We start from the raw sequence: 21,453 nt of genomic DNA, 5'->3' as shown, positions 1-21,453 counted from the left end.
CGGCGCGGGCCGCTGCGTCAGTAGATCGGCGGCTCGGGCGTGGGCGCGTTGCCGCACAACGCGGCGAAATCGCAGCCGGTATCGGCCTGCTGCACTTCCCGCTGGTAGATCCGGGTGTAGCCGCGCGTGTAGGGCTGGGCCGGCGGGCGCCACGCTGCCCGGCGCCGCGCCAGCTCTTCTGCGCCGACCTCCATGTCGAGCCGGCGCGCGCCGATGTCCAGGGTGACGCGGTCGCCGGTGCGCAGCAGCGCCAGCGGGCCGCCCACCGCCGCCTCGGGCGCCACGTGCAGCACGCAGGTGCCGTAGTGCGTGCCGCTCATGCGGGCATCGGAAATACGCAGCATGTCGCGCACGCCCCGGCGCAGGAGTTTCTTGGGAATGGGCAGGTTGCCCCACTCGGGCATGCCGGGCCCGCCCACTGGGCCGGCATTGCGCAGCACCAGCACCGTGTGTTCGTCGACGTCCAGGTCCGGGTCGTCCACCGCGGCCAGCAGGTCGGCGTGCGTGTCGAACACCAGGGCAGGGCCGCTGTGGCGCAGCAGCGCCGGCGTCGCCGCGGAAGGCTTGATGACCGCGCCGTCGGGGCACAGGTTGCCGCGCAGCACGGCCAGCGCCAGCCCTGCTTCCGGGCAATCGGCGGGCGGCGTCACCAGGGGCGCATCCAGGTCGCGGATCACCGCGGCGTCGTGGCATTCCCAGCCGGCGATGTTCTCGCCCAGGGTATGGCCGGTGGCCGTCATCGCCCCGAGGTCCAGGTGGCGGGCCACCTTGTTCAGCACCGCGGGCATCCCGCCCGCGTAGTGGAAGTCCTCCATGAGGCCGCGGCCCGAGGGCAGCAGGTCCACGATCACCGGCACGCGCCGCGCCACGGCATCCAGTTCGTCCAGCGTCAGCGGCACGCCGATGCGCCCCGCCATGGCGGGCAGGTGGACGGCCGCGTTGGTCGAGCCGCCCAGCGCCATGTAGGCCACGACGGCGTTCATGAAGGAGGCCTTGGTGATGAAGGCCGACGGCTTCAGGTCTTCCCACACCATGTCGACGATGCGCCGGCCGCAGGCCCAGGCCATGCGGCTGTGGGCGGCGTCCATGGCCGGGATCGATGCCGCGCCCGGCAGCGACAGCCCCATGGTCTCCACGATGGCCGTCATGGTGCTGGCCGTGCCCATGGTGTTGCACGTGCCGGGGGTGCGGGCCATGCGGCCCTCCAGCCCTATCCATTCTTCGGCGCCGATATTGCCGATGGCGTACTCGGCCCAGAATTTCTTCGTGTGCGTGCCGGCGCCCACCACCTGGCCGCGGTAGCGGTCGTTCATCATGGGGCCCGCCGGCAGGAACAGGCAGGGCAGGTCCATCGAGAAGGCGCCCATCAGCAGGCCGGGGGTGGTCTTGTCGCAGCCGCCCATGAGCACCACGCCGTCCAGCGGGAGGCTGCGCAGCAGCTCCTCCGCCTCCATAGCGAGGAAATTGCGGTAGATCATGGTGGTGGGCTTGACCATGACCTCGCCCAGGCTCATGGCGGGCAGTTCGAACGGATAGCCGCCTGCCTGCAGGATGCCCCGCTTGACGGCCTCGGCGCGCTCGCGCAGGTGCGCATGACAGGGCGAGAGCTCGCTCCAGGTGTTGAGGATGCCGATCACCGGCCGGCCCATGAAGGCGTCGCGCGCCACGCCTTGCTGGTGCATGCGCTGGCGGTGGGCGAAACCGCGGATGTCGTCGCTGGCGAACCAGCGCTGGCTGCGCAGCGCCGCCAGCGCAACGCGCGGCCGGTTTTGCTTGGGAGACGTCATGGGATCAATAGCGGGTCGAGTCGGAAACGGCGGGGGCATGGCCTGCCGCCGGCGTGCGATAGCGCGCCGCGGCGGCATCGGCGCTTTGCCGCAGCAGCACGAGGTCCGTGGCCACGGCCACGAACAGCGCTCCCTGGTCCAGGCAGGCGCGGGCGCGCGCTTCGTCGGCCATCAGGATGCCGGGCGCCTTGCCGCAGGCGCGGATGCGCGCAATGGCGTCGTCCACCGCGGCGTTCACCCGCGGATGCGTGACTTGCCCATGCAGGCCCATGCTGGCGGAAAGATCGCCGGGCCCGACGAAGATGCCGTCCACGCCGTCCACCGCCGCGATCTCCTCGATGCGCGCCAGCGCTTCTTCGGTCTCCGCCTGCACCAGCAGGCAGAGCTGTTCTTCGGCCTGCTGCGCATAGGCCGTGTCGCGGCCGTAGCGCGAGGCGCGCGTGGCGCCGCCCATGCCGCGCACGCCATGCGGCGGATAGCGCATCGCCGCCACGGCCGCGCGCGCCTCGTCGGCATTCTGCACGAAGGGGATCAGCAGGGTCTGCGCGCCCAGGTCCAGGTAGCGCTTGATCATGACGGCGTCGTTCCAGGCCGGCCGCACCACCGCGGACGGCTGGTGCTGCGGATCGCAGCCCACGGCCTGCAGCTGGCGCCACAGCGTCGTCACGTCGCTCGGCGCGTGTTCCGTGTCCAGCATGATCCAGTCGAAGCCGGCGCCGGCGATGAGCTCGGTCACGAAGGGTGAGCTCAGGGTCGACCACAGGCCGATCTGCGGCGTGCCGGCGCGCAGCGCCTGCTTGAAGATATTGGTCTGGGGCATGGGGTATCAGTCCAGTTTGACGTTGCCGGTCTTGATGACGACGCCCATTGCGTCGTAGTCCTGCCTGATGCGCGCGGCGAACTCGTCGGGCGTGGAAGCCAGCACTTCGAAGCCCTGGCCCTCCAGCGGCTGGCGGAAGGCCGGGTCGCGCAGCACCTGCGTCATGGCCTGGTTGAGCCGCGCCACGATCTCGGGCGGCGTGCCGGTGCGCACCAGCATGCCGCTCCAGGCCACGGATTCCACGCCCGGCACGCCGGCCTCGGCCATCGTGGGCACGTCGGGCAGCAGGGGCGAGCGCTGTTTCGCGGCAACGGCCAGCACGCGGACCTTGCCGCTGTTGTGGTAGGGCACCACGGCCGACAGGTTGTGGAACATCATGGGAATCTGTCCGGCCAGCACGTCGTTGAGCGCGGGCGGGCCGCCCTTGTATGGCACGTGCAGCAGTTCGGTGCCGCTGCGCGCCTGGAACTGCACGCCAGCCAGGTGCATGGTGTTGCCGTTGCCCGCCGAGCCGAACACCAGCTCTCCGGGCGCCTTTTTGGCGGCGGCCACCACGTCGGCCACCGACCGGTACGGCGTCTGCGCGCCGACCACCAGCACATTGGGGGTCTGGTTGGTGAGGGTGACCGGCTGGAAGTCCTTGAAGGGATCGAAGCCGGCATCCTGGTAGAGATGGGGGTTCACGGCCAGGGTGCTGATGGAGCCGTAGAACACCGTATAGCCGTCCGCAGGCTGCATGCGGGCCACGTTGGACGCGGCGATGTTGCCGTTGGCGCCCGGCCGGTTCAGCACGACGACTGGCTGGCCCAGCACCTTGCTCAATTGCTGGCTGAAGGGGCGGGCGAACTGGTCCGCCGCGCCGCCGGCGGGCTGGGGCACCACGATGGTCACCGGCTGGGCCGGATAGCCCCCGGCCGCGTGCGCCCCGGCGGGGATGATCAGGGCCGCTGCCAGCGGCAGGGCGAAGGCTGCTGCGATACGCCTCGGTAAGTGCATGGTGTCTCCTCATAGGGGCGGGCGGTGGGCGGCGCGGCAGGCGGTGGATCGCGTCATCTCCGCACCGATGAAACCGGTTTCATTGTTTGGGGGCAGTGTATGATCGGCCCGGAAAAATTGTCAATCGCGCCCACGGGATACCTGCGCTCCATGCCTCGTTCCAACCCGAAGCCGGATGCTCCCGCCCTGCCCGCAGAGGGCGGCGCAGTCCGCCGTCGCGGTCCGCGGCCCAAATTGCTGGCCTACACCAATCGCGACATCGCCGCGCTCGCCGGCGTGTCGGTGGTCACGGTTTCGCGCTACTTCAACACGCCGGAACAGGTCTCCGAGGCGCTGCGCGAACGGTTGCGCGCGGCCGTCGAGGCCACGGGCTACGTGCCCAGCCAGGTCGCCAAACGCCTGGCCTCGTCACGCGGCGGAGTGGTGGGGGCGATCATGCAGGCCGTGGGCAGCCCCACGTTCGCATCGGTGGTGCAGGGCATGGGCCATGTGCTGGAGCAGGCCTCGCTGCAGCTGCTGCTGGCCAGCAGCGACTACCGGCAGGAGGCCGAGGAGCGCGCCGTGCAGGCCTTCCTGGGGTGGCACCCCAGCGCCCTGATCCTCACGCGCGGCGACCACACGCCGCAGCTGGAAGCGCAGCTGCGCGCGGCGCGCATTCCCATCGTCGAGGCATGGGACATGGTCGAGGGCCGGCCGTTCCACCAGGTGGGGTTCCGGCACCAGGACGTCGGCAGGATGCAGGCGCGCCATTTCATCGGGCAGGGCGCCCGCCGCATCTGGTTCGCGCTGAGCGGCGCCACGGGCGACGTGCGCGCGCGCCGCCGGGCCGAGGGCTACCGCGCCGCCATGCGGGGGGCGCGGCTGAAGGCGGAGGTGGTCACGGCCGCCGCGGCCGACGACCTTGCCGCCGGCGAGGAGATCCTGGCGCGCTATGCCGCCCTGGCAGCGACCGAACGGCCCGACGCCATCGCCTTCGCCAGCGACAACATGGCGATCGCCGCCATCCTGCGGGCGCCGGCCTATCGGGTTGCCATTCCGCGCGACTGCGCCGTGGCGGGGTTCGGCGACGCGCCGCTGGCAGCCATCGTGTCTCCGGCCTTGACCTCGGTGCGTCCGCAGCCCTACGAGATCGGGCGTGCCGCCGCGGAAGCGGTGCTGCGCCTGCTGCGCGGGGACGACGCTGCAGACTACCTGCATTGCGAGGAAGTGCCGTGCACGCTGGTGGTGCGGGACAGCAGCGTGCTGGCGCCGCGCCCGTAGGGGAACATCCGGAAGAAGCCGACGGGAGCCTGGGGTATCATGCGGCGATCGCAAAGCCGGCGCAGACCGGCGTAATCCGGCCGCGGTGCAGCAGCAGGCTCGCGGCCCGGCTCGAAAGAACGCGGGGCACACTCGCCCTCGCCCTGCCGCCCCGGGCGGCCACAAGGAGACAACAACCATGTCAGTCACTCGCCGTGAACTGCTCAAGCTGGCCGGCGCCGCCGGCGCCTTGAGCCTGGCGCCCGCCATCGTGCGCGCCCAGAAGCTGGAAAAGAGCAAGGTCCAGATCGCCGTGGGCGGCAAGGCCCTGATCTACTACCTGCCGCTCACCATCGCCGAGGTGCGCGGCTACTTCAAGGACGAAGGCCTGGAAGTCAGCATCGCCGACTTCGCCGGGGGTTCCAAGGCCCTGCAGGCCGTGGTGGGCGGCAGCGCCGACGTCGTGTCGGGCGCCTTCGAGCATACGCTCAGCCTGCAGGCCAAGGGCCAGGCCTACCGCGCCTTCGCCCTGCAGGGCCGCGCGCCCATGATAGGCGTGGGCGTGTCGCGCAAGAACATGCCCGATTACAAGGGCGCGGCCGACCTCAAGGGCAAGAAGATCGGCGTCACGGCGCCGGGCTCGTCCACCAACATGGTGGTCAGCTTCTTCCTGGCCAAGCACGGCCTGAAGGCCAGCGACGTGTCCATCATCGGCGTGGGGGCGGGCGCGGGCGCCGTCACTGCGTTGCGCAGCGGGCAGATCGACGCCATCTCCAACACCGATCCGGTGGTTTCCATGCTGGAGATGGCCGGCGACACGCGCATCATCGTCGACACCCGCACGCTCAAGGACACCCAGGACATCTTCGGCGGCAACATGCCGGCCGGCTGCCTGTATGCGCCCGAGGAGTTCGTGTCGGCCAACCCGAACACGGCCCAGGCGCTTGCCAATGCCATCGTGCGCGCCGACAAGTGGATCCAGCAGGCCGGCGCCGAGGAAATCGCCAAGGTGGTGCCCAAGAACTACCTGCTGGGCGAGCCCGAGGTCTACATCACCGCCATCAAGAAGAGCATGGAAGGCCTGTCGCCCGACGGCATCATCCCGGAAGACGGCGCGGACACCGCGCTCAAGGCCCTGGCCGCCTTCGTGCCCGATTTCGACGCGGGCAAGATCGACCCGGCCAAGGTCTGGACCAACGAATACGCCAAGCGCGCGAACGAGAAGTACCCCAATGGCTGACGCTGCACTTTCGCTGGAAAACATCACCTGCACGTTCGTGTCGCGCGATGGCGGGGGCAAGCGCTACACGGCGGTGCAGGACACCTCGCTGGCGGTCGCGCCGGGCGAGTTCGTCTCCGTGGTCGGCCCCACCGGCTGCGGCAAGTCCACGCTGCTCAACGTGGGCGCGGGCCTGCTGGCCCCGTCCTCGGGGCAGGTGCGGGTGTTCGGCCAGCCCCTGTCCGGCATCAACGCCCGCGCAGGCTACATGTTCCAGGGCGAAGCGCTGCTGCCCTGGCGCAGCGCCCTCGACAACGTCACGGCCGGCCTGGATTTCGCCGGCGTGCCGCGCGCCGAGGCCCTGGAACGCGGCCGCGCATGGATGCGCCGGGTGGGCCTGGGCGGCTTCGAAGACCGCTATCCGCACCAGATGTCGGGCGGCATGCGCAAGCGCGTCATGCTGGCCCAGACGCTGATCCGCGATCCCGACGTGATCCTGATGGACGAGCCGTTTTCCGCGCTCGACATCCAGACGCGGCAGCTCATGGAGAACGAGGTGCTGGACCTCTGGATGGCCAAGCGCAAGGCGGTGCTGTTCATCACGCACGACCTGGACGAGGCCATCGCCATGAGCGACCGCGTGGTGGTGCTGTCGGCCGGGCCCGGCACGCACCCCATCGGCGAATTCGCCATCGATCTCCCCCGGCCGCGCGACGTGGCCGAAGTTCGCGTCCATCCTCGCTTCGTCGAGCTGCACGCCGCCATCTGGGCCGTGCTGCGCGAGGAAGTCCTCAAGGGTTATGCCCAACAGAAGCGGGCCTGAATCATGTCGAAGTCCTTCAAACCGGGTTCCCTGTCCCTGCGTGCATGGCAGCTCGGGCTGCTGGTGATCATCCTGGCCGTCTGGCACCTGGCCTCGCGCGATCCCAAGGTGGCCTTCTTCTTCGGCGAGCCGCTGGAAGTCTGGGGCCGCATCTGGGCGTGGTTCGTCACCAACGCCGACATCTATGCCCACCTGTGGGTCACGCTGTCCGAGACGGTGCTGGCCTTCTTCATCGGCACCGTGGCCGGCATGGGATTCGGGCTGTGGCTGGGCCTGTCGTCGGCCGCCAGCGCGGTGCTGGATCCCTACATCAAGGCGGCCAATTCCATGCCGCGGGTCATCCTGGCGCCGATCTTCGGCATGTGGTTCGGCCTGGGCATCTGGTCCAAGGTGGCGCTGGCCGTCACGCTGGTCTTCTTCATCGTGTTCTTCAACGTGTACCAGGGCGTGCGCGAGGTCAGCCCCACGCTGCTGGACAATGCCCGCATGCTGGGCGCCCAGCGCCGCCAGCTGCTGCGCCATGTGTACCTGCCCTCGGCCACCAGCTGGGTGTTCTCCAGCCTGCACACGTCGGTGGGCCTGGCCTTCGTGGGCGCGGTGGTGGGCGAATACCTGGGCTCGGCAAGCGGGGTGGGCTACCTGATCCTGCAGGCCGAGGGCACCTTCGACGTCAACACCGTGTTCGCGGGCATCGTGGTGCTTACCGCCTTTGCCCTGGTGCTCGACTACATCGTGGGCCTGGGCGAGAAGCGGCTGATGAAGTGGCAGCCCAGGTCGGGGGAAACCGAGAAGCTCTGAGCCCCGGAGCGCCGGGGCTCCCGCCGCCGCGGCGTGCTCAGCGCGCCGCCTCGATCAGGCCGTCGAGCTTTTCGGCATCGGCGACGAACTGGCGGATGCCTTCGGCCAGCTTCTCGGTGGCCATCGCGTCGGCGTTCAGCAGGGTGCGGAACGACACCTCGTCGGTGGGCACCCGTGCCGGGGCGGGCGCGGCATCGTCGGCCTGCAGCCGGCGCGGCACCTCTCCCTCGGTTCCGGCCAGCGCGGTGAGCAGTTCCGGGCTGATGGTGAGCAGGTCGCAGCCCGCCAGCGCCAGCACCTGGCCCACGTTGCGGAAGCTCGCGCCCATCACCTCGGTGGCGATGCCGTGCGCCTTGTAGTAGCGGTAGATGGTGGCCACCGAACGCACGCCGGGATCGGCTTCGCCGGCATGGGCGGCCTCGTCCCAGCCGCTGCCCGCTGCCTTCTTGTGCCAATCGTAGATGCGGCCCACGAAAGGGGAGATCAGCTGCACGCCGGCATCGGCGCAGGCCGCGGCCTGAGCCAGCGAGAACAGCAGGGTGAGATTGCAGCGTATGCCCTCGGCCTGCAGCACCCGGGCGGCCTGGATGCCCTCCCAGGTGGACGCGATCTTGATCAGCACGCGCTCGCGCGGCACGCCGGCGCGCTCGTACAGCGCCACCAGGCCGCGGGCGCGCTCCAGCGTGGCGCGCGTGTCGAACGACAGGCGCGCGTCGACCTCGGTGGAGACCCGGCCCGGCACCACCTCGAGGATCTGCCGGCCGAACGCAACCAGCAGGCGGTCGGTGAGTTCGGCCGTGCCGGCGGCGCGGTGATCGCGCACCACGTGCTCGAGCAGCGGACGGTAGGCCTCCTTCTGCACGGCCTTCAGGATGAGCGAGGGGTTGGTCGTGGCGTCGGTGGGGCGCAGCTGGCGCATGGCCTCGAAATCGCCGGTGTCGGCGACCACGGTGGTATGGCGGCGCAAAGCCTCGAGTTGACTGGGCATGGCGGTTGCAGGTCCTCGGTAATCGATGCACGAACGCCTAGCGTATCACCGCATCAATAGGGGACGCATTAACGCGGTGTATCGGCGGCCGGCCGGCTGCAGAGCCTTGCAGGACGGGGCTTCCCGGGAAAAACCCGCATCCGGGGTATAATCCTAAGGTTTGATTATCGATTATGAAACCGGGGTTTACTGTGCTGCCGCAACTCTTTCCCGAGGGAGCAAACCGCTTCCCTCCTGCAATTCTGGCCTTGGCGGACGGTACCATTTTCCGGGGCGTATCGATAGGCGCGCCTGGCTACACCGTGGCAGAGGTGGTGTTCAACACCGCCATGACCGGCTACCAGGAAATCCTGACGGATCCCAGCTACAGCGGGCAGATCGTCACGTTGACCTATCCTCACATCGGCAACACCGGCGTCAATGACGAAGACGTCGAGGCAGCTCGTGTGTACGCAGCCGGCCTGGTGGTCCGCGACTGCCCCGCCCGCGTCTCGAATTTCCGCGCCACGCGCTCGCTGCCGCAGTACCTGGCCGACGAGGGCGTGGTCGCCATCGCCGGCATCGACACCCGCAAGCTTACCCGCATCCTGCGCGACCAGGGCGCGCAGGGCGCGTGCATCTTCGTGGGCGACGACGCCGCCCGCGCCGTGGAGCTGGCGCGCGGCTTTCCCGGCATGTCGGGGCAGGACCTCGCCAAGGACGTCAGCATCACGCAGACCCAGGCTTGGGAACAGGGAACCTGGCAACTGGGCCGCGGCTACGCCAGCCCCGCACAAGACCGGTTCCACGTGGTGGCCTACGACTTCGGCGTGAAGCGCAACATCCTGCGCCTGATGGCCGACCGCGGCTGCCGCATCACCCTGGTGCCGGCCCAGACGCCGGCCGACGAGGTGCTTGCCCTGAACCCCGACGGCGTGTTCCTGGCCAACGGCCCGGGCGATCCCGAGCCCTGCGACTACGCCGTGGCCGCCACCCGCGTGTTCCTCGAGCGCAAGCTGCCCACCTTCGGCATCTGCCTGGGTCACCAGATCATGGGCCTGGCCGTGGGCGGCAAGACGGTCAAGATGAAGACCGGCCACCATGGCGCCAACCACCCTGTGCAGGACGTCCAGAGCAAGCGGGTGTTCATCACCAGCCAGAACCACGGCTTCGCCGTCGACGCCGCCACGCTGCCGGCCAACGCCCGCGTCACGCACGTCTCGCTGTTCGACGGCACGCTGCAGGGCTTCGAACTGACCGACCGTCCGGCCTTCTGCTTCCAGGGCCACCCGGAAGCCAGCCCCGGCCCGCACGACATCATCGTGCTGTTCGACAAGTTCATCAGCCAGATGGCCGGCCAGAAATAAAGATTCCACCATGCCCAAGCGTACAGACATAAAGAGCATCCTGATCATCGGCGCCGGCCCCATCATCATCGGGCAGGCCTGCGAGTTCGACTATTCCGGCGCGCAGGCGTGCAAGGCGCTCAAGGCCGAGGGTTACCGCACCATCCTGGTCAACAGCAACCCCGCCACCATCATGACGGACCCGGAAACGGCCGACGTCACCTACATCGAACCCATCACCTGGCAGGCCGTCGAGAAGATCATCGAGCGCGAGAAGCCCGATGCGCTGCTGCCCACCATGGGCGGCCAGACGGCGCTCAACTGCGCGCTCGACCTCGCCCACCAGGGCGTGCTGGCCAAGCACGGCGTCGAGCTCATCGGCGCCAACGAGCAGGCCATCGAAAAGGCCGAGGACCGCCAGAAGTTCAAGCAGGCCATGACCGACATCGGCCTGGAGTCGGCCAAGTCGGGCGTGGCCCACAGCATGGACGAGGCCTGGGAGGTGCAGCGCCGCATCGCGGCCGAGGCCGGCACCTCCGGTTTCCCGGTGGTCATCCGCCCCAGCTTCACCATGGGCGGTTCCGGCGGGGGCATCGCCTACAACGCCGAAGAGTTCGAGACCATCTGCCGCCGCGGCCTGGAAGCCTCGCCCACCAGCGAGCTGCTGATCGAGGAGTCGCTGCTGGGCTGGAAGGAATTCGAGATGGAAGTGGTCCGCGACAAGGCGGACAACTGCATCATCGTGTGCTCCATCGAGAACCTGGATCCGATGGGCGTGCACACCGGCGATTCCATCACTGTCGCGCCGGCCCAGACGCTGACCGACAAGGAATACCAGATCATGCGCAACGCCTCCATCGCGGTGCTGCGCGAGATCGGCGTGGACACGGGCGGCTCCAACGTGCAGTTCGCCGTGAACCCGCAGAACGGCCGCATGATCGTCATCGAGATGAACCCGCGGGTGTCGCGCTCCTCGGCGCTGGCTTCCAAGGCCACGGGCTTCCCCATCGCCAAGGTGGCCGCGCGCCTGGCCGTGGGCTATACGCTCGACGAGCTCAAGAACGAGATCACCGGCGGCGCCACGCCGGCCTCCTTCGAGCCCACCATCGACTACGTGGTCACCAAGGTGCCGCGTTTCGCCTTCGAGAAATTCCCGCAGGCCGACGCCCGCCTCACCACGCAGATGAAGTCCGTGGGCGAGGTCATGGCCATCGGCCGCACCTTCCAGGAGTCGTTCCAGAAGGCCCTGCGCGGCCTCGAGGTGGGCGTGGACGGCCTCAACCAGAAGACCACCGACCGCGAGAAGCTGCAGGTCGAGCTGGGCGAGCCCGGCCCCGAGCGCATCTGGTACGTGGGCGACGCCTTCGCCCAGGGCTTCACGCTCGAGGAAGTGCACAACCTCACCCGCATCGATCCGTGGTTCCTGGCGCAGATCAAGGAAATCGTCGACATCGAGCTCGCGCTCGAACAGAAGACGCTGGCCGACCTCGACCACGCCACGCTCTGGGAGCTCAAGCGCCGCGGCTTCTCCGACCGCCGCCTGGCCTTCCTGCTGGACTCCTCCGAGTCCGAGGTGCGCAAGCTGCGCCACCAGCTCAACGTGCGCCCCGTGTACAAGCGGGTCGACACCTGCGCGGCCGAGTTCGCCACGCGCACCGCCTACATGTACTCCACCTACGAGGAAGAGTGCGAGGCGCAGCCCTCCGACCGCAAGAAGATCATCGTGCTGGGCGGCGGGCCCAACCGCATCGGCCAGGGCATCGAGTTCGACTACTGCTGCGTGCATGCTGCGCTGGCGCTGCGCGAAGACGGGTACGAGACCATCATGGTCAACTGCAACCCGGAAACCGTGTCCACCGACTACGACACCTCCGATCGCCTGTACTTCGAGCCGCTCACGCTCGAGGACGTGCTCGAGATCGTGCACAAGGAAAACCCGGTCGGCATGATCGTGCAGTACGGCGGCCAGACGCCGCTCAAGCTGGCCCGTGCCCTGGAGGCCAACGGCGTGCCCATCATCGGCACCAGCCCCGAGTCCATCGACATCGCCGAAGACCGCGAGCGCTTCCAGAAACTGCTCAACAAGCTGGGCCTGCGCCAGCCGCCCAACCGCACCGCGCGCACCGAGGCCGAGGCCCTGGCGCACGCGGCCGACATCGGCTACCCGCTGGTGGTGCGCCCCAGCTACGTGCTGGGCGGCCGCGCCATGGAGATCGTGCACGAGCAGCAGGACCTCGAACGCTACATGCGCGAGGCCGTGAAGGTCAGCAATGATTCGCCGGTGCTGCTCGACCGCTTCCTGAACGATGCCACCGAAGTCGACGTCGACTGCCTGGCCGACGGCGAAACCGTCTTCATCGGCGGCGTGATGGAGCACATCGAGCAGGCCGGCGTGCACTCCGGCGACTCCGCCTGCAGCCTGCCGCCGTACTCGCTTTCCGACGAGGTCATCGCCGAGATCAAGCGCCAGACCAGCGTCATGGCCAAGGCCCTGAACGTCAGCGGCCTGATGAACGTGCAGTTCGCCATCCAGGGCGGCGACGTCTACGTGCTCGAGGTCAACCCGCGCGCTTCCCGCACCGTTCCCTACGTGTCCAAGGCCACCGGCCTGCAGCTGGCCAAGATCGCCGCGCGCGCCATGGCCGGCCGCACGCTGGCGCAGCAGGGCATCACGCGCGAGATCGTGCCGCCGTACTTCTCGGTCAAGGAAGCCGTGTTCCCGTTCGTGAAATTCCCGGGCGTGGACACCATCCTCGGCCCCGAGATGAAGTCCACCGGCGAGGTCATGGGCGTGGGCACGAGCTTCGGCGAGGCCTTCGTCAAGTCGCAGCTCGCCGCCGGCGTGCGCCTGCCGGAATCCGGCACGGCCTTCATCAGCGTCAAGAACCAGGACAAGCCGCGTGCCGTGGCCGTGGCGCGCGGCCTGCACGAGCTGGGCTTCAAGCTGGTCGCCACCCGGGGCACCGCGGCGGAGATCGAAGCCGCCGGCATCCCGGTGCAGGTCGTCAACAAGGTCACGGAAGGCCGGCCGCACATCGTCGACATGGTCAAGAACGGCGAGATCTCGCTCGTGATCAACACGGTCGAAGAGCGCCGCAACGCCATCGCCGATTCGCGCACCATCCGCACGCAGGCGCTGGGCAACCGCGTCACGTTCTTCACGACGATCGCCGGCGCGCGCGCCGCGGTCGAGGGCATGCAGTACCTGCGCCAGGGCCTGGGGCTCCAGGTCTACCCGCTGCAGGAGCTGCATGGGGCATTGGCACAGCAATAAGACCGGGCACCAGGCGCGGTGAGGGCCGCGCCTGACCGGAAGGCGTGGTCCCATGAAGTGGTTCGTTCTGTCCTTGTTCGTCATCACGGCAACCGTGGTGCATTACCGCGGCAGGGTGAGGCACCGATTCTCCCGGCAGGTGCTGGACCACTCCACCTTCACGGCGCCGGTCAACGTGTTCATGTACGCGTTCTCGCGCGTGCCCAACAAGCCGTACATCGACCTGGAAGCGTTCCCCCAGCTCGCGCCGCTGATGGCGCGCTGGCAGGACATCCGCGCGGAGGCCGAGCAGCTGTTCGGCGACGGCCACATCAAGTCTTCCAGCACCTACAACGACGCGGGCTTCAACTCGTTCTTCAAGAGCGGCTGGAAGCGCTTCTACCTGAAGTGGTACGACACCGACCATCCCTCCGCGCGTGCGCTGTGTCCGGTCACCACCGGGCTGCTCGCCGGCATCCCGGGCATCAAGGCGGCCATGTTCGCGGCGCTGCCGCCGGGCAGCAAGCTGCCGCGCCACCGCGATCCTTACGCGGGCTCGCTGCGCTTCCACCTGGGCCTGATCACGCCCAACAGCCCCGACTGCTACATCAACGTCGACGGCCAGAGCTACTTCTGGCGCGACGGCGAGGCGGTGGTGTTCGACGAGACGTTCATCCACTTCGCCGAGAACCGCACCGACCAGAACCGGATCATCCTGTTCGCCGACATCGAGCGGCCCATGAAGTACCGCTGGGCGCAGGCGGTGAATCGCTTCTTCGCCAACGTGCTGCTGCGCGCGGCCGCATCGCCCAACCAGGAGGGCGACCGCACCGGCGGCATCAACCGCATCTTCGGGGCGGTCTATGCCGTGCGCCGCTTCGGCAAGGGCATCAAGAAACGCAGCAAGCCCCTGTACTACACGTTGAAGTGGGCCCTGGTACTGGGCATACTGGCGCTCATCTTCCTGTAGGGCGCGTCCGGGCAGGGCGCGCCGTCCGCCCGCACGGGCGTCCGGACGCCATCACGCAAAGGCCGGCATGACACAGAACGTCTTCATCACCGGCGCCAGCAGCGGGCTGGGGCGCGCGCTGGCGCTGCGCTATGCGGCGCGCGGCGCCACGCTGGGCCTGCTGGCGCGCCGCGGGGAAGCCCTGGAATCCCTGGCCGCCGCGCTGCCCGGCCGCCATCATTGCTACCCGGTCGACGTGCGCGAGCGCGGCGCGCTGCATGCGGCCGCGGCGGACTTCCTCGCCCACTGCGGCGGCAAGGTCGACGTGGTCGTGGCCAGCGCGGGCATCAGCGCCGGCACGCTCACCGAATGCATGCAGGACCACGCCGTCTTCGAGGCCATCGTGCAGACCAACCTGCTGGCCACGGTATCCACCTTCGAGCCCTTCATCGAGCCGATGCGGGCCGCCGGCGGCGGGCGGCTGGTGGGCATCGCCAGCGTGGCGGGCATACGCGGCCTGCCGGGCGCGGGCGCCTACAGCGCCTCCAAGGCCGCGGTCATCAATTATTGCGAGAGCCTGCGCCTGGAGCTCGCGCCCGGCGGCGTGCGCGTGGTGACGCTGGCGCCGGGCTACATCCGCACGCCCATGACGCAGCACAATCCGTACCGCATGCCGTTCCTGATGGACGCCGACGCCTTCGCGCTGCGCGCCCAGGCCGCCATCGACCGCGGCGTGTCGTATGCCGTGATCCCGTGGCAGATGGGCGTGGTGGCCCGGCTGATGCGGGCCCTGCCCGACGCCCTGTACGACCGGCTCGCGCGCAACGCGCCGCGCAAGCCGCGGCGTTCCTAGCTGCGCCGGGTGCCGGGCGGCAGGCTCGAGGGGCGTGCCGGCCCCCTAGACGATATCGTCGCGCGCCGCGCGTTCCGTGTGGGCCACGTCGCCCCATTGCAGCACCTGCCAGCCCTCGCCCTGGCGGCCGATCCGGTTGATGCTCACGTTGAGCAGGGCGGCCTGGCGCGGGGCATGCAGCGGCACCCCGCTGGCATGCCGCCACACGATGTCCAGCACGCCGCCGTGCGTGAAGGCCAGCACGCGCTCGCCGGGATGGCGCCGCCCCAGCGCTTCCATGGCTGCCACCACCCGCGCATGGAATTGCCCCAGGCTCTCGCCGCCCTCCAGCAGGCGCAGCGGATCGCGGCTTTTCCAGGCGGCCGCCGCCTGCGGCGCCAGTTCGTCGAGCCGTTCCATCTCCAGGCCCTCGAGCACGCCGAAGCCGCGCTCGCGGATGCCGGCCTCCACACGCACCGGCAGGCCCAGGGCCTGCGCCACCGGCGCGGCGGTGGCATGCGCGCGCTGCAGGTCGCTGCTGTAGAGCGCGGCGAAGGGCGTGCCGGCGGCATCGGCCCGCAGCCTTTCGGCCAGCCATCGCGCCTGTTCGCGCCCCGTGGCGTTCAGCGGGGTGTCCTGCCAGCCCTGCAGGCGGCGCTGGCGGTTCCAGTCGGTTTCTCCGTGGCGGATGAACCAGATTTCAGTCATGGCAAGTCGAGTCGAGGTTGGCGGCCGGAAGCACGGGGGGCCGGGTACCCCGAATGATAGGGGATGGACGCAGGCGCGCTGACCGCCATGCCGGCAGGCCGGCGCCGTGGTTGCCCGCGGCTTGGCGCGCCCATTACACTTGCGCCGGCTCGAAGCCGTGCACAACTCATCCAAACCTGCAGGGGGATCCATGTCCGACTCCTATTTCCCGCGTTGGCGGCTGGCCGACGACGCGGCGCCCAGCGCCGTGATCGCGCCCGACGAGCGCCTGTCGTGGCCCAAGAACATCGCCATGGGAGCGCAGCACGTGGTCGCCATGTTCGGCGCCACCGTGCTGGCCCCGTTGCTGATGGGCTTCGACCCGAACGTCGCCATCCTGATGTCCGGGGTCGGCACGCTGATCTTCTTCCTGTTCGTGGGCGGGCGGGTACCGAGCTACCTGGGGTCCAGCTTCGCCTTCATCGGCGGGGTGGTGGCCGTCACCGGGTATGCGGGCTCCGGGCCCAATCCCGACATCGGCGCCGCGCTGGGGGCCATCATCGCCTGCGGCCTGGCCTATACGGCGATCGGGCTGGTGGTCTGGGTGGCAGGCGCACGCTCGGGCGGCGGGGCCGACTGGATCGAGGCGCTGATGCCGCCCGTGGTAACCGGCGCGGTCGTGGCAGTGATAGGCCTGAACCTGGCGCCCATCGCCGCCAGGAGCGCCATGGGCGCGGGCGGCTTCGACGCCGCCATGGCCATCGTCACCATCCTGTGCGTGGGCGGCATTGCCGTATACACGCGCGGCATGACCCAGCGCCTGCTGATCCTGGTGGGCCTGCTGCTGGCCTGCGCGGTGTACGCCCTATGCGCCAACGGGCTGGGGCTGGGCAAGCCCATCGATTTCTCCGGCGTGGCGGCTGCGGCCTGGCTGGGCCTGCCCAGCTTCTCCGCGCCGGTGTTCCGCGCCGACGCCATGGGCCTGATCGTGCCGGTGGCCATCATCCTGGTGGCGGAAAACCTGGGCCACGTGAAGGCGGTGAGCGCCATGACGGGCCGCAACCTCGACGTCTACCTGGGCCGCGCCTTCGTGGGCGACGGCGTGGCCACCATGGTGTCGGGCGCCGTGGGCGGCACCGGCGTCACCACCTACGCCGAGAACATCGGGGTGATGGCGGTCACGCGCATCTATTCCACCCTGGTATTCGTGGTCGCCGCCCTGATCGCCATCGTGCTGGGCTTCTCGCCCAAATTCGGCGCGCTGATCCAGACCATACCCGGCCCGGTGCTGGGCGGGATGTCCATCGTGGTGTTCGGCCTGATCGCCATCGCGGGCGCGCGCATCTGGGTCGTCAACCGGGTGGACTTCAGCGACAACTGCAACCTCATCGTGGCGGCCGTCACCCTGGTGCTGGGCGCCGGCGACTTCACCCTGAAGCTCGGCGGCTTCACGCTGGGTGGCATCGGCACGGCCACCTTCGGCGCGATCCTGCTGCACCTGCTGCTGGGCGGGCGCCGCCGCCGGGCCGGCTGAACGGCGGCCTCGGCGGAGGGGGCGGGCGGCTTGCAATTGCGCCCGGTTTTGACCACAATATCACCTGATTGCCCCGGTTCCGACCCGAGCCGGGGTTTTGTTTTGGTCGACGGTCTGCTTTCCGGCAGATGTGCCCCAATACGGCCCGCGATCCCCAGAGGAGACACCATGCCCGCGAGCCAGCCGGCCGCGGCGCTGCGCCTTTGGGCTCTCGTCCGGGCTGCCTGCCGTTGCGCGGCAGCCGGATAGCCAGCCTCGACCTTCACCGAAACGCTCCTTCGGGGGCGTTTTCTACTTTTTGTTTGGGAAACGACATGTCTGCCATTCCTCTGACCGTGCGCGGGGCCGAGCGCTTGCAACAAGAGCTCCACCGGCTCAAGACCATCGAACGCCCCGCGGTGATCAACGCCATAGCCGAGGCGCGCTCGCAGGGCGATCTGTCGGAAAACGCCGAATACGACGCCGCGCGCGAGCGCCAGGGCTTCATCGAGGGCCGCATCGCCGAGCTCGAGGGCACCCTGTCCAATGCCCACATCATCGATCCTGCCGAGCTCGACACCGACGGGCGCGCCGTGTTCGGCGCCACGGTCGAGATCGAAGACCTGGAGTCGGGCGAGCGCGTCACGTACCAGATCGTCGGCGACGTCGAGGCAGACATCAAGTCCAACCTGATTTCGGTGTCCAGCCCGGTGGCCCGTGCGCTGATCGGCAAGTCCGCCGGCGACGTGGTGGAGGTCAAGGCCCCGTCGGGCGTGCGTGAATACGAAGTGATCGACGTGCGCTACGTCTGAAGCGGCGCGGCGGGCCGGCGCAGCCCTTGCCGCCGGCTCCGCCCGGCGCGACCTGCGCCGGTGCGCGAGGCGCGGCAAGCGGCGGCTTGCCTGCCGTTATTTCTTGAACGACCTCACCGACTTGCGGGCGGCGCCCGGGGCGCGGCGTGCGCCGGCGCGCAGGCTGAGCGCGCTGCCTGCGCGGCGCGGTATGCCGTGGGCGCCGGCAGCCGGCTTGCGCGTGCTGGGGCGGGGCGGGCGTTCGCCCTGCAGGGCGCCGCGGGCCGGAACGGCGGGCTCGGCCGGCTCGCTGGCAGTCTTGCGCGGCGCACGGGTCTTGCCCAGGCGCTTGCCTTCGGCGGCCATTTTCTTGGGCGTGTAGGGTTCCGAGGGCTTGCGCCGCCCCGGCGCGGCTTCGGCGGATGCGGCCTGCTGCCCGGGCTGGGGCCGGTACAGGATCAGGGTCTTGCCGAGGTGGTGCACCGGCGCGCAGGAGAGGGCGTCGGTGATCTCGGCGAGCATCGCGTCGCGCGCATCGCGGTCTTCGCCGGCCACCTTGACCTTGATCAGGCCGTGCGCCGTGAGGGCGCGATCGATTTCCTTGAGCACGGCGGGCGTGAGCCCGTTGTCGCCGATGAGCACCACCGGCCGCAAGGGATGCGCCGCAGCCCGCATGTCGCTGCGTTCGCGAGAGGTAAGTTCTAATATAGGCATGCGTGGAATTGTACGGTAATGGCCAAGAATAAATTCTCCAAAGACTGGATACACCAGCATATCAACGATCCCTACGTGAAGCTGGCCCAGCAGAAGGGTTACCGGGCACGCGCGGCGTTCAAGCTGATCGAGATACTGGACACCGAGAAACTGTTGCGCCGGGGCGACGTCGTGGTCGACCTCGGCTCGGCGCCGGGCAGCTGGTCGCAGGTGGTGCGCGAACGCCTGGCGGGCCCAGGCGGGGCGGTGGACGGGCGCATCATCGCGCTGGACCTGCTGCCCATGGAACCCGTGGCGGGCGTGGAGTTCATCCAGGGCGACTTCCGCGACGACGAGGTGCTGCGCCAGCTGGAAGAGCGGGTGGGCAGTCAGGCCGTGGACCTTGTAATTTCCGACATGGCCCCCAATCTGTCGGGGGTGGGCGTGGCGGATTCGGCGCGCATCCAGCACGTGTGCGAGCTGGCCATGGAATTCGCCTGCAACCACCTCAAGCCCGACGGAGCCCTGATCGTCAAGGCTTTCCACGGCAGCGGTTTCTCGCAGATCGTCGAATCCTTCAAGCAGCGTTTCCGCCGGGTCGTGGAGCGCAAGCCCAAGGCCTCCCGCGACAAATCCTCGGAAACTTTTCTGGTTGCGCGCAACCTCAAGCAATAGGGGCTGCAGCGCGGCTTGCAGCCCGGTTTGTAACCATATACGCCCGTTCCCGGGCCCTGCCTGCGCGCGAAAACGCAATCGGCGCCGACAGGGTAGAATGGGTTCATCTACAATCGGCCGCGCCCGCAAAGCGTGGTGCACGGCCATCGGTCGGAATCGAAAGCAGGAGATCGACCTTGAACAATTCGTTTTCTAAAGTCGCGGTCTGGATGGTGATCGCCCTGGTGCTGTTCACGGTATTCAAGCAGTTCGACGGCCGTGCCCAGACCCAGGACGGCGTCACCTATACCCAGTTCATGGACGACGCCAAGGCCGGTCGCATACGCAAGGTCGACGTGCAGGGCGACGTGCTCTATGTCACGCCCGACGCCGGACGTCCCTACACGCTCACGTCGCCGGGCGACCTCTGGATGGTGTCCGACCTGCTCAAGTATGGCGTGCAGGTATCGGGCAAGGCCCGCGAAGAGCCGTCGCTGCTCATGAGCATCTTCGTGTCGTGGTTCCCGATGCTGCTGCTCATCGGCGTCTGGATCTTCTTCATGAGGCAGATGCAGGGCGGCGGGCGCGGCGGCGCGTTCAGCTTCGGCAAGTCGCGCGCGCGCATGCTCGACGAGAACACCAACCAGATCACCTTCGCCGATGTGGCAGGGTGCGACGAAGCCAAGGAAGACGTGCAGGAGCTCGTCGACTTCCTGCGCGACCCCAGCAAGTTCCAGAAGCTCGGCGGCCGCATCCCGCGCGGCGTGCTGATGGTGGGCTCGCCCGGCACCGGCAAGACGCTGCTGGCCAAGGCCATCGCCGGCGAGGCCAAGGTGCCGTTCTTCAGCATCTCGGGCTCCGACTTCGTCGAGATGTTCGTCGGCGTGGGCGCGGCGCGCGTGCGCGACATGTTCGAGAACGCCAAGAAGCATGCCCCGTGCATCATCTTCATCGATGAAATCGACGCGGTCGGCCGCCAGCGCGGCGCCGGCCTGGGCGGCGGCAACGACGAACGCGAGCAGACGCTGAACCAGATGCTGGTCGAGATGGACGGCTTCGAGTCGGGGCAGGGCGTCATCGTCATCGCCGCCACCAACCGTCCCGACGTGCTGGATCCCGCGCTGCTGCGCCCGGGCCGCTTCGACCGCCAGGTCGTGGTGCCGCTGCCCGACATCCGCGGCCGCGAGCAGATCCTCAAGGTGCACATGCGCAAGGTGCCGCTGTCGCCCAACGTCGACGCCACCATCCTGGCGCGCGGCTGCCCCGGCTTCTCCGGCGCCGACCTGGCCAACCTGGTCAACGAGGCGGCGCTGTTCGCGGCGCGGCGCAACGGTCGCACCGTCGACATGTCCGACTTCGAGAAGGCCAAGGACAAGATCATCATGGGTGCCGAGCGCCGGTCCATCGTCATGCCGGAAGAAGAGCGCAGGAACACGGCATACCACGAGTCCGGCCATGCCATCGTGGCGCGCATGATGCCCAAGACGGATCCCGTGCACAAGGTCACCATCATCCCGCGCGGCCGGGCGCTGGGCGTCACCATGCAGCTCCCCGAGAACGACCGCTACAGCATGGACAAGACGCGCCTGTTGTCCACCATCGCGGTGCTGTTCGGCGGGCGCATCGCCGAAGAGATCTTCATGAACCAGATGACCACCGGCGCCTCCAACGACTTCGAGCGCGCCACGGCCATCGCCCGCGACATCGTCACGCGCTACGGCATGACCGAAGAGCTGGGGCCCATGGTCTACGCCGAGAATGAAGGCGAGGTCTTCCTGGGCCGCAGCGTCACCAAGACCACGCACGTCTCCGAGGCGACGATGCAGAAGGTCGATTCCGAGATCCGCCGCATCATCGACGAGCAGTACGCCGTGGCGCGCAAGATCCTGGAAGAGAACCGCGACAAGGTCGAGGCCATGACGGCGGCGCTGCTCGAATGGGAAACCATCGACGCCGAGCAGATCGACGACATCATGAACGGCCGTCCGCCGCGTCCGCCCAAGACGCCGCAGGGTCCCTCCGACACGCCCGACTCGCCTGCTTCGGGCCTGGCCGGCGGCACCACGGCTCCCGCCGTCTGATCGTC

The 21,453-nt window shown here is 68.9% G+C and carries 18 protein-coding genes; 12 read left to right on the top strand and 6 right to left on the bottom strand.

Features of this window, described 5'->3' with window-relative positions:
• Window positions 1-17: 17 nt before the first annotated feature.
• Genes araD through ACYBYQ_RS15370 form a run of 3 tightly spaced genes read right to left on the bottom strand, consistent with a single transcriptional unit; the run spans window position 18 to window position 3,603 of the window.
• Window positions 18-1,787, bottom strand: coding sequence for an L-arabinonate dehydratase (gene araD, locus ACYBYQ_RS15380; RefSeq protein WP_459615151.1), 1,770 nt, complete (start codon window positions 1,785-1,787; stop codon window positions 18-20).
• A 4-nt stretch (window positions 1,788-1,791) separates the two neighbouring features.
• Window positions 1,792-2,607 (bottom strand): aldolase/citrate lyase family protein, encoded by an 816-nt coding sequence (locus ACYBYQ_RS15375; RefSeq protein ID WP_459615149.1) that lies wholly within the window; start codon window positions 2,605-2,607, stop codon window positions 1,792-1,794.
• A 6-nt stretch (window positions 2,608-2,613) separates the two neighbouring features.
• The gene (locus tag ACYBYQ_RS15370; RefSeq protein WP_459615148.1) at window positions 2,614-3,603 is read right to left on the bottom strand and encodes a Bug family tripartite tricarboxylate transporter substrate binding protein; all 990 of its coding nucleotides are present in this window, start codon (window positions 3,601-3,603) and stop codon (window positions 2,614-2,616) included.
• A gap of 150 nt (window positions 3,604-3,753) precedes the next feature.
• Between ACYBYQ_RS15370 and ACYBYQ_RS15365 the strand changes: the two genes are divergently transcribed.
• The 4 genes from ACYBYQ_RS15365 (at window position 3,754) to ACYBYQ_RS15350 (ending at window position 7,682) form a co-directional block, all read left to right on the top strand.
• Window positions 3,754-4,863: a LacI family DNA-binding transcriptional regulator gene (locus tag ACYBYQ_RS15365; protein WP_459615146.1), complete on the top strand. Its 1,110-nt coding sequence runs from the start codon at window positions 3,754-3,756 to the stop codon at window positions 4,861-4,863.
• A 178-nt stretch (window positions 4,864-5,041) separates the two neighbouring features.
• On the top strand, window positions 5,042-6,082 hold the full coding sequence (locus ACYBYQ_RS15360; protein ID WP_459615145.1) for an ABC transporter substrate-binding protein: 1,041 nt from the start codon (window positions 5,042-5,044) through the stop codon (window positions 6,080-6,082).
• Window positions 6,075-6,884 (top strand): ABC transporter ATP-binding protein, encoded by an 810-nt coding sequence (locus ACYBYQ_RS15355; RefSeq protein ID WP_459615144.1) that lies wholly within the window; start codon window positions 6,075-6,077, stop codon window positions 6,882-6,884. The genes ACYBYQ_RS15360 and ACYBYQ_RS15355 overlap by 8 nt, the downstream gene beginning before the upstream one ends.
• A gap of 3 nt (window positions 6,885-6,887) precedes the next feature.
• Entirely contained in the window at window positions 6,888-7,682 is a 795-nt protein-coding gene (locus ACYBYQ_RS15350; protein ID WP_459615143.1) for an ABC transporter permease, read from the top strand.
• Between the two features lie 37 nt (window positions 7,683-7,719).
• Here the strand turns inward: ACYBYQ_RS15350 and tal are convergent, their stop codons facing one another.
• On the bottom strand, window positions 7,720-8,670 hold the full coding sequence (tal, locus tag ACYBYQ_RS15345) for a transaldolase (protein WP_459615141.1): 951 nt from the start codon (window positions 8,668-8,670) through the stop codon (window positions 7,720-7,722).
• A 173-nt stretch (window positions 8,671-8,843) separates the two neighbouring features.
• Here tal and carA point away from each other — a divergent pair, with 173 nt between their 5' ends.
• The 4 genes from carA to ACYBYQ_RS15325 all read left to right on the top strand — a co-directional run bounded on the left by carA (window position 8,844) and on the right by ACYBYQ_RS15325 (window position 15,050).
• On the top strand, window positions 8,844-10,016 hold the full coding sequence (gene carA / locus ACYBYQ_RS15340; RefSeq protein WP_459615140.1) for a glutamine-hydrolyzing carbamoyl-phosphate synthase small subunit: 1,173 nt from the start codon (window positions 8,844-8,846) through the stop codon (window positions 10,014-10,016).
• 10 nt (window positions 10,017-10,026) lie between these two features.
• Entirely contained in the window at window positions 10,027-13,269 is a 3,243-nt protein-coding gene (gene carB / locus ACYBYQ_RS15335) for a carbamoyl-phosphate synthase large subunit (RefSeq protein WP_459615138.1), read from the top strand.
• Window positions 13,270-13,321: 52 nt separating this feature from the next.
• Window positions 13,322-14,218: a lipid A hydroxylase LpxO gene (gene lpxO / locus ACYBYQ_RS15330; RefSeq protein WP_459615137.1), complete on the top strand. Its 897-nt coding sequence runs from the start codon at window positions 13,322-13,324 to the stop codon at window positions 14,216-14,218.
• A gap of 67 nt (window positions 14,219-14,285) precedes the next feature.
• Window positions 14,286-15,050: an SDR family oxidoreductase gene (locus ACYBYQ_RS15325; protein ID WP_459615136.1), complete on the top strand. Its 765-nt coding sequence runs from the start codon at window positions 14,286-14,288 to the stop codon at window positions 15,048-15,050.
• A 45-nt stretch (window positions 15,051-15,095) separates the two neighbouring features.
• Here the strand turns inward: ACYBYQ_RS15325 and ACYBYQ_RS15320 are convergent, their stop codons facing one another.
• A complete protein-coding gene (locus ACYBYQ_RS15320; protein WP_459615135.1) occupies window positions 15,096-15,737 on the bottom strand; it encodes a histidine phosphatase family protein in 642 nt (213 codons plus the stop codon).
• A gap of 190 nt (window positions 15,738-15,927) precedes the next feature.
• On the opposite strand from ACYBYQ_RS15320, the gene ACYBYQ_RS15315 reads away from it, so the two are divergent.
• Both ACYBYQ_RS15315 and greA read left to right on the top strand, forming a co-directional pair.
• Entirely contained in the window at window positions 15,928-17,250 is a 1,323-nt protein-coding gene (locus tag ACYBYQ_RS15315; protein ID WP_459615133.1) for a solute carrier family 23 protein, read from the top strand.
• A gap of 314 nt (window positions 17,251-17,564) precedes the next feature.
• On the top strand, window positions 17,565-18,041 hold the full coding sequence (gene greA / locus ACYBYQ_RS15310) for a transcription elongation factor GreA (RefSeq protein ID WP_459615131.1): 477 nt from the start codon (window positions 17,565-17,567) through the stop codon (window positions 18,039-18,041).
• Between the two features lie 96 nt (window positions 18,042-18,137).
• Here the strand turns inward: greA and ACYBYQ_RS15305 are convergent, their stop codons facing one another.
• Window positions 18,138-18,734: a YhbY family RNA-binding protein gene (locus ACYBYQ_RS15305; protein WP_459615129.1), complete on the bottom strand. Its 597-nt coding sequence runs from the start codon at window positions 18,732-18,734 to the stop codon at window positions 18,138-18,140.
• Between the two features lie 18 nt (window positions 18,735-18,752).
• Between ACYBYQ_RS15305 and ACYBYQ_RS15300 the strand changes: the two genes are divergently transcribed.
• Together ACYBYQ_RS15300 and ftsH are read left to right on the top strand one after the other, a co-directional pair.
• Window positions 18,753-19,388, top strand: a complete 636-nt coding sequence (locus ACYBYQ_RS15300; RefSeq protein ID WP_459615128.1) for an RlmE family RNA methyltransferase — start codon at window positions 18,753-18,755, stop codon at window positions 19,386-19,388.
• A gap of 176 nt (window positions 19,389-19,564) precedes the next feature.
• Window positions 19,565-21,448, top strand: coding sequence for an ATP-dependent zinc metalloprotease FtsH (gene ftsH / locus ACYBYQ_RS15295; RefSeq protein WP_459615127.1), 1,884 nt, complete (start codon window positions 19,565-19,567; stop codon window positions 21,446-21,448).
• The last annotated feature ends 5 nt before the right edge of the window (window positions 21,449-21,453 follow it).

It is taken from the genome of Bordetella sp. 2513F2 (assembly GCF_054642735.1).
The sequence above is the reverse complement of the archived record's forward strand: the minus strand, read 5'-3'. Positions and strand labels throughout refer to the sequence as shown.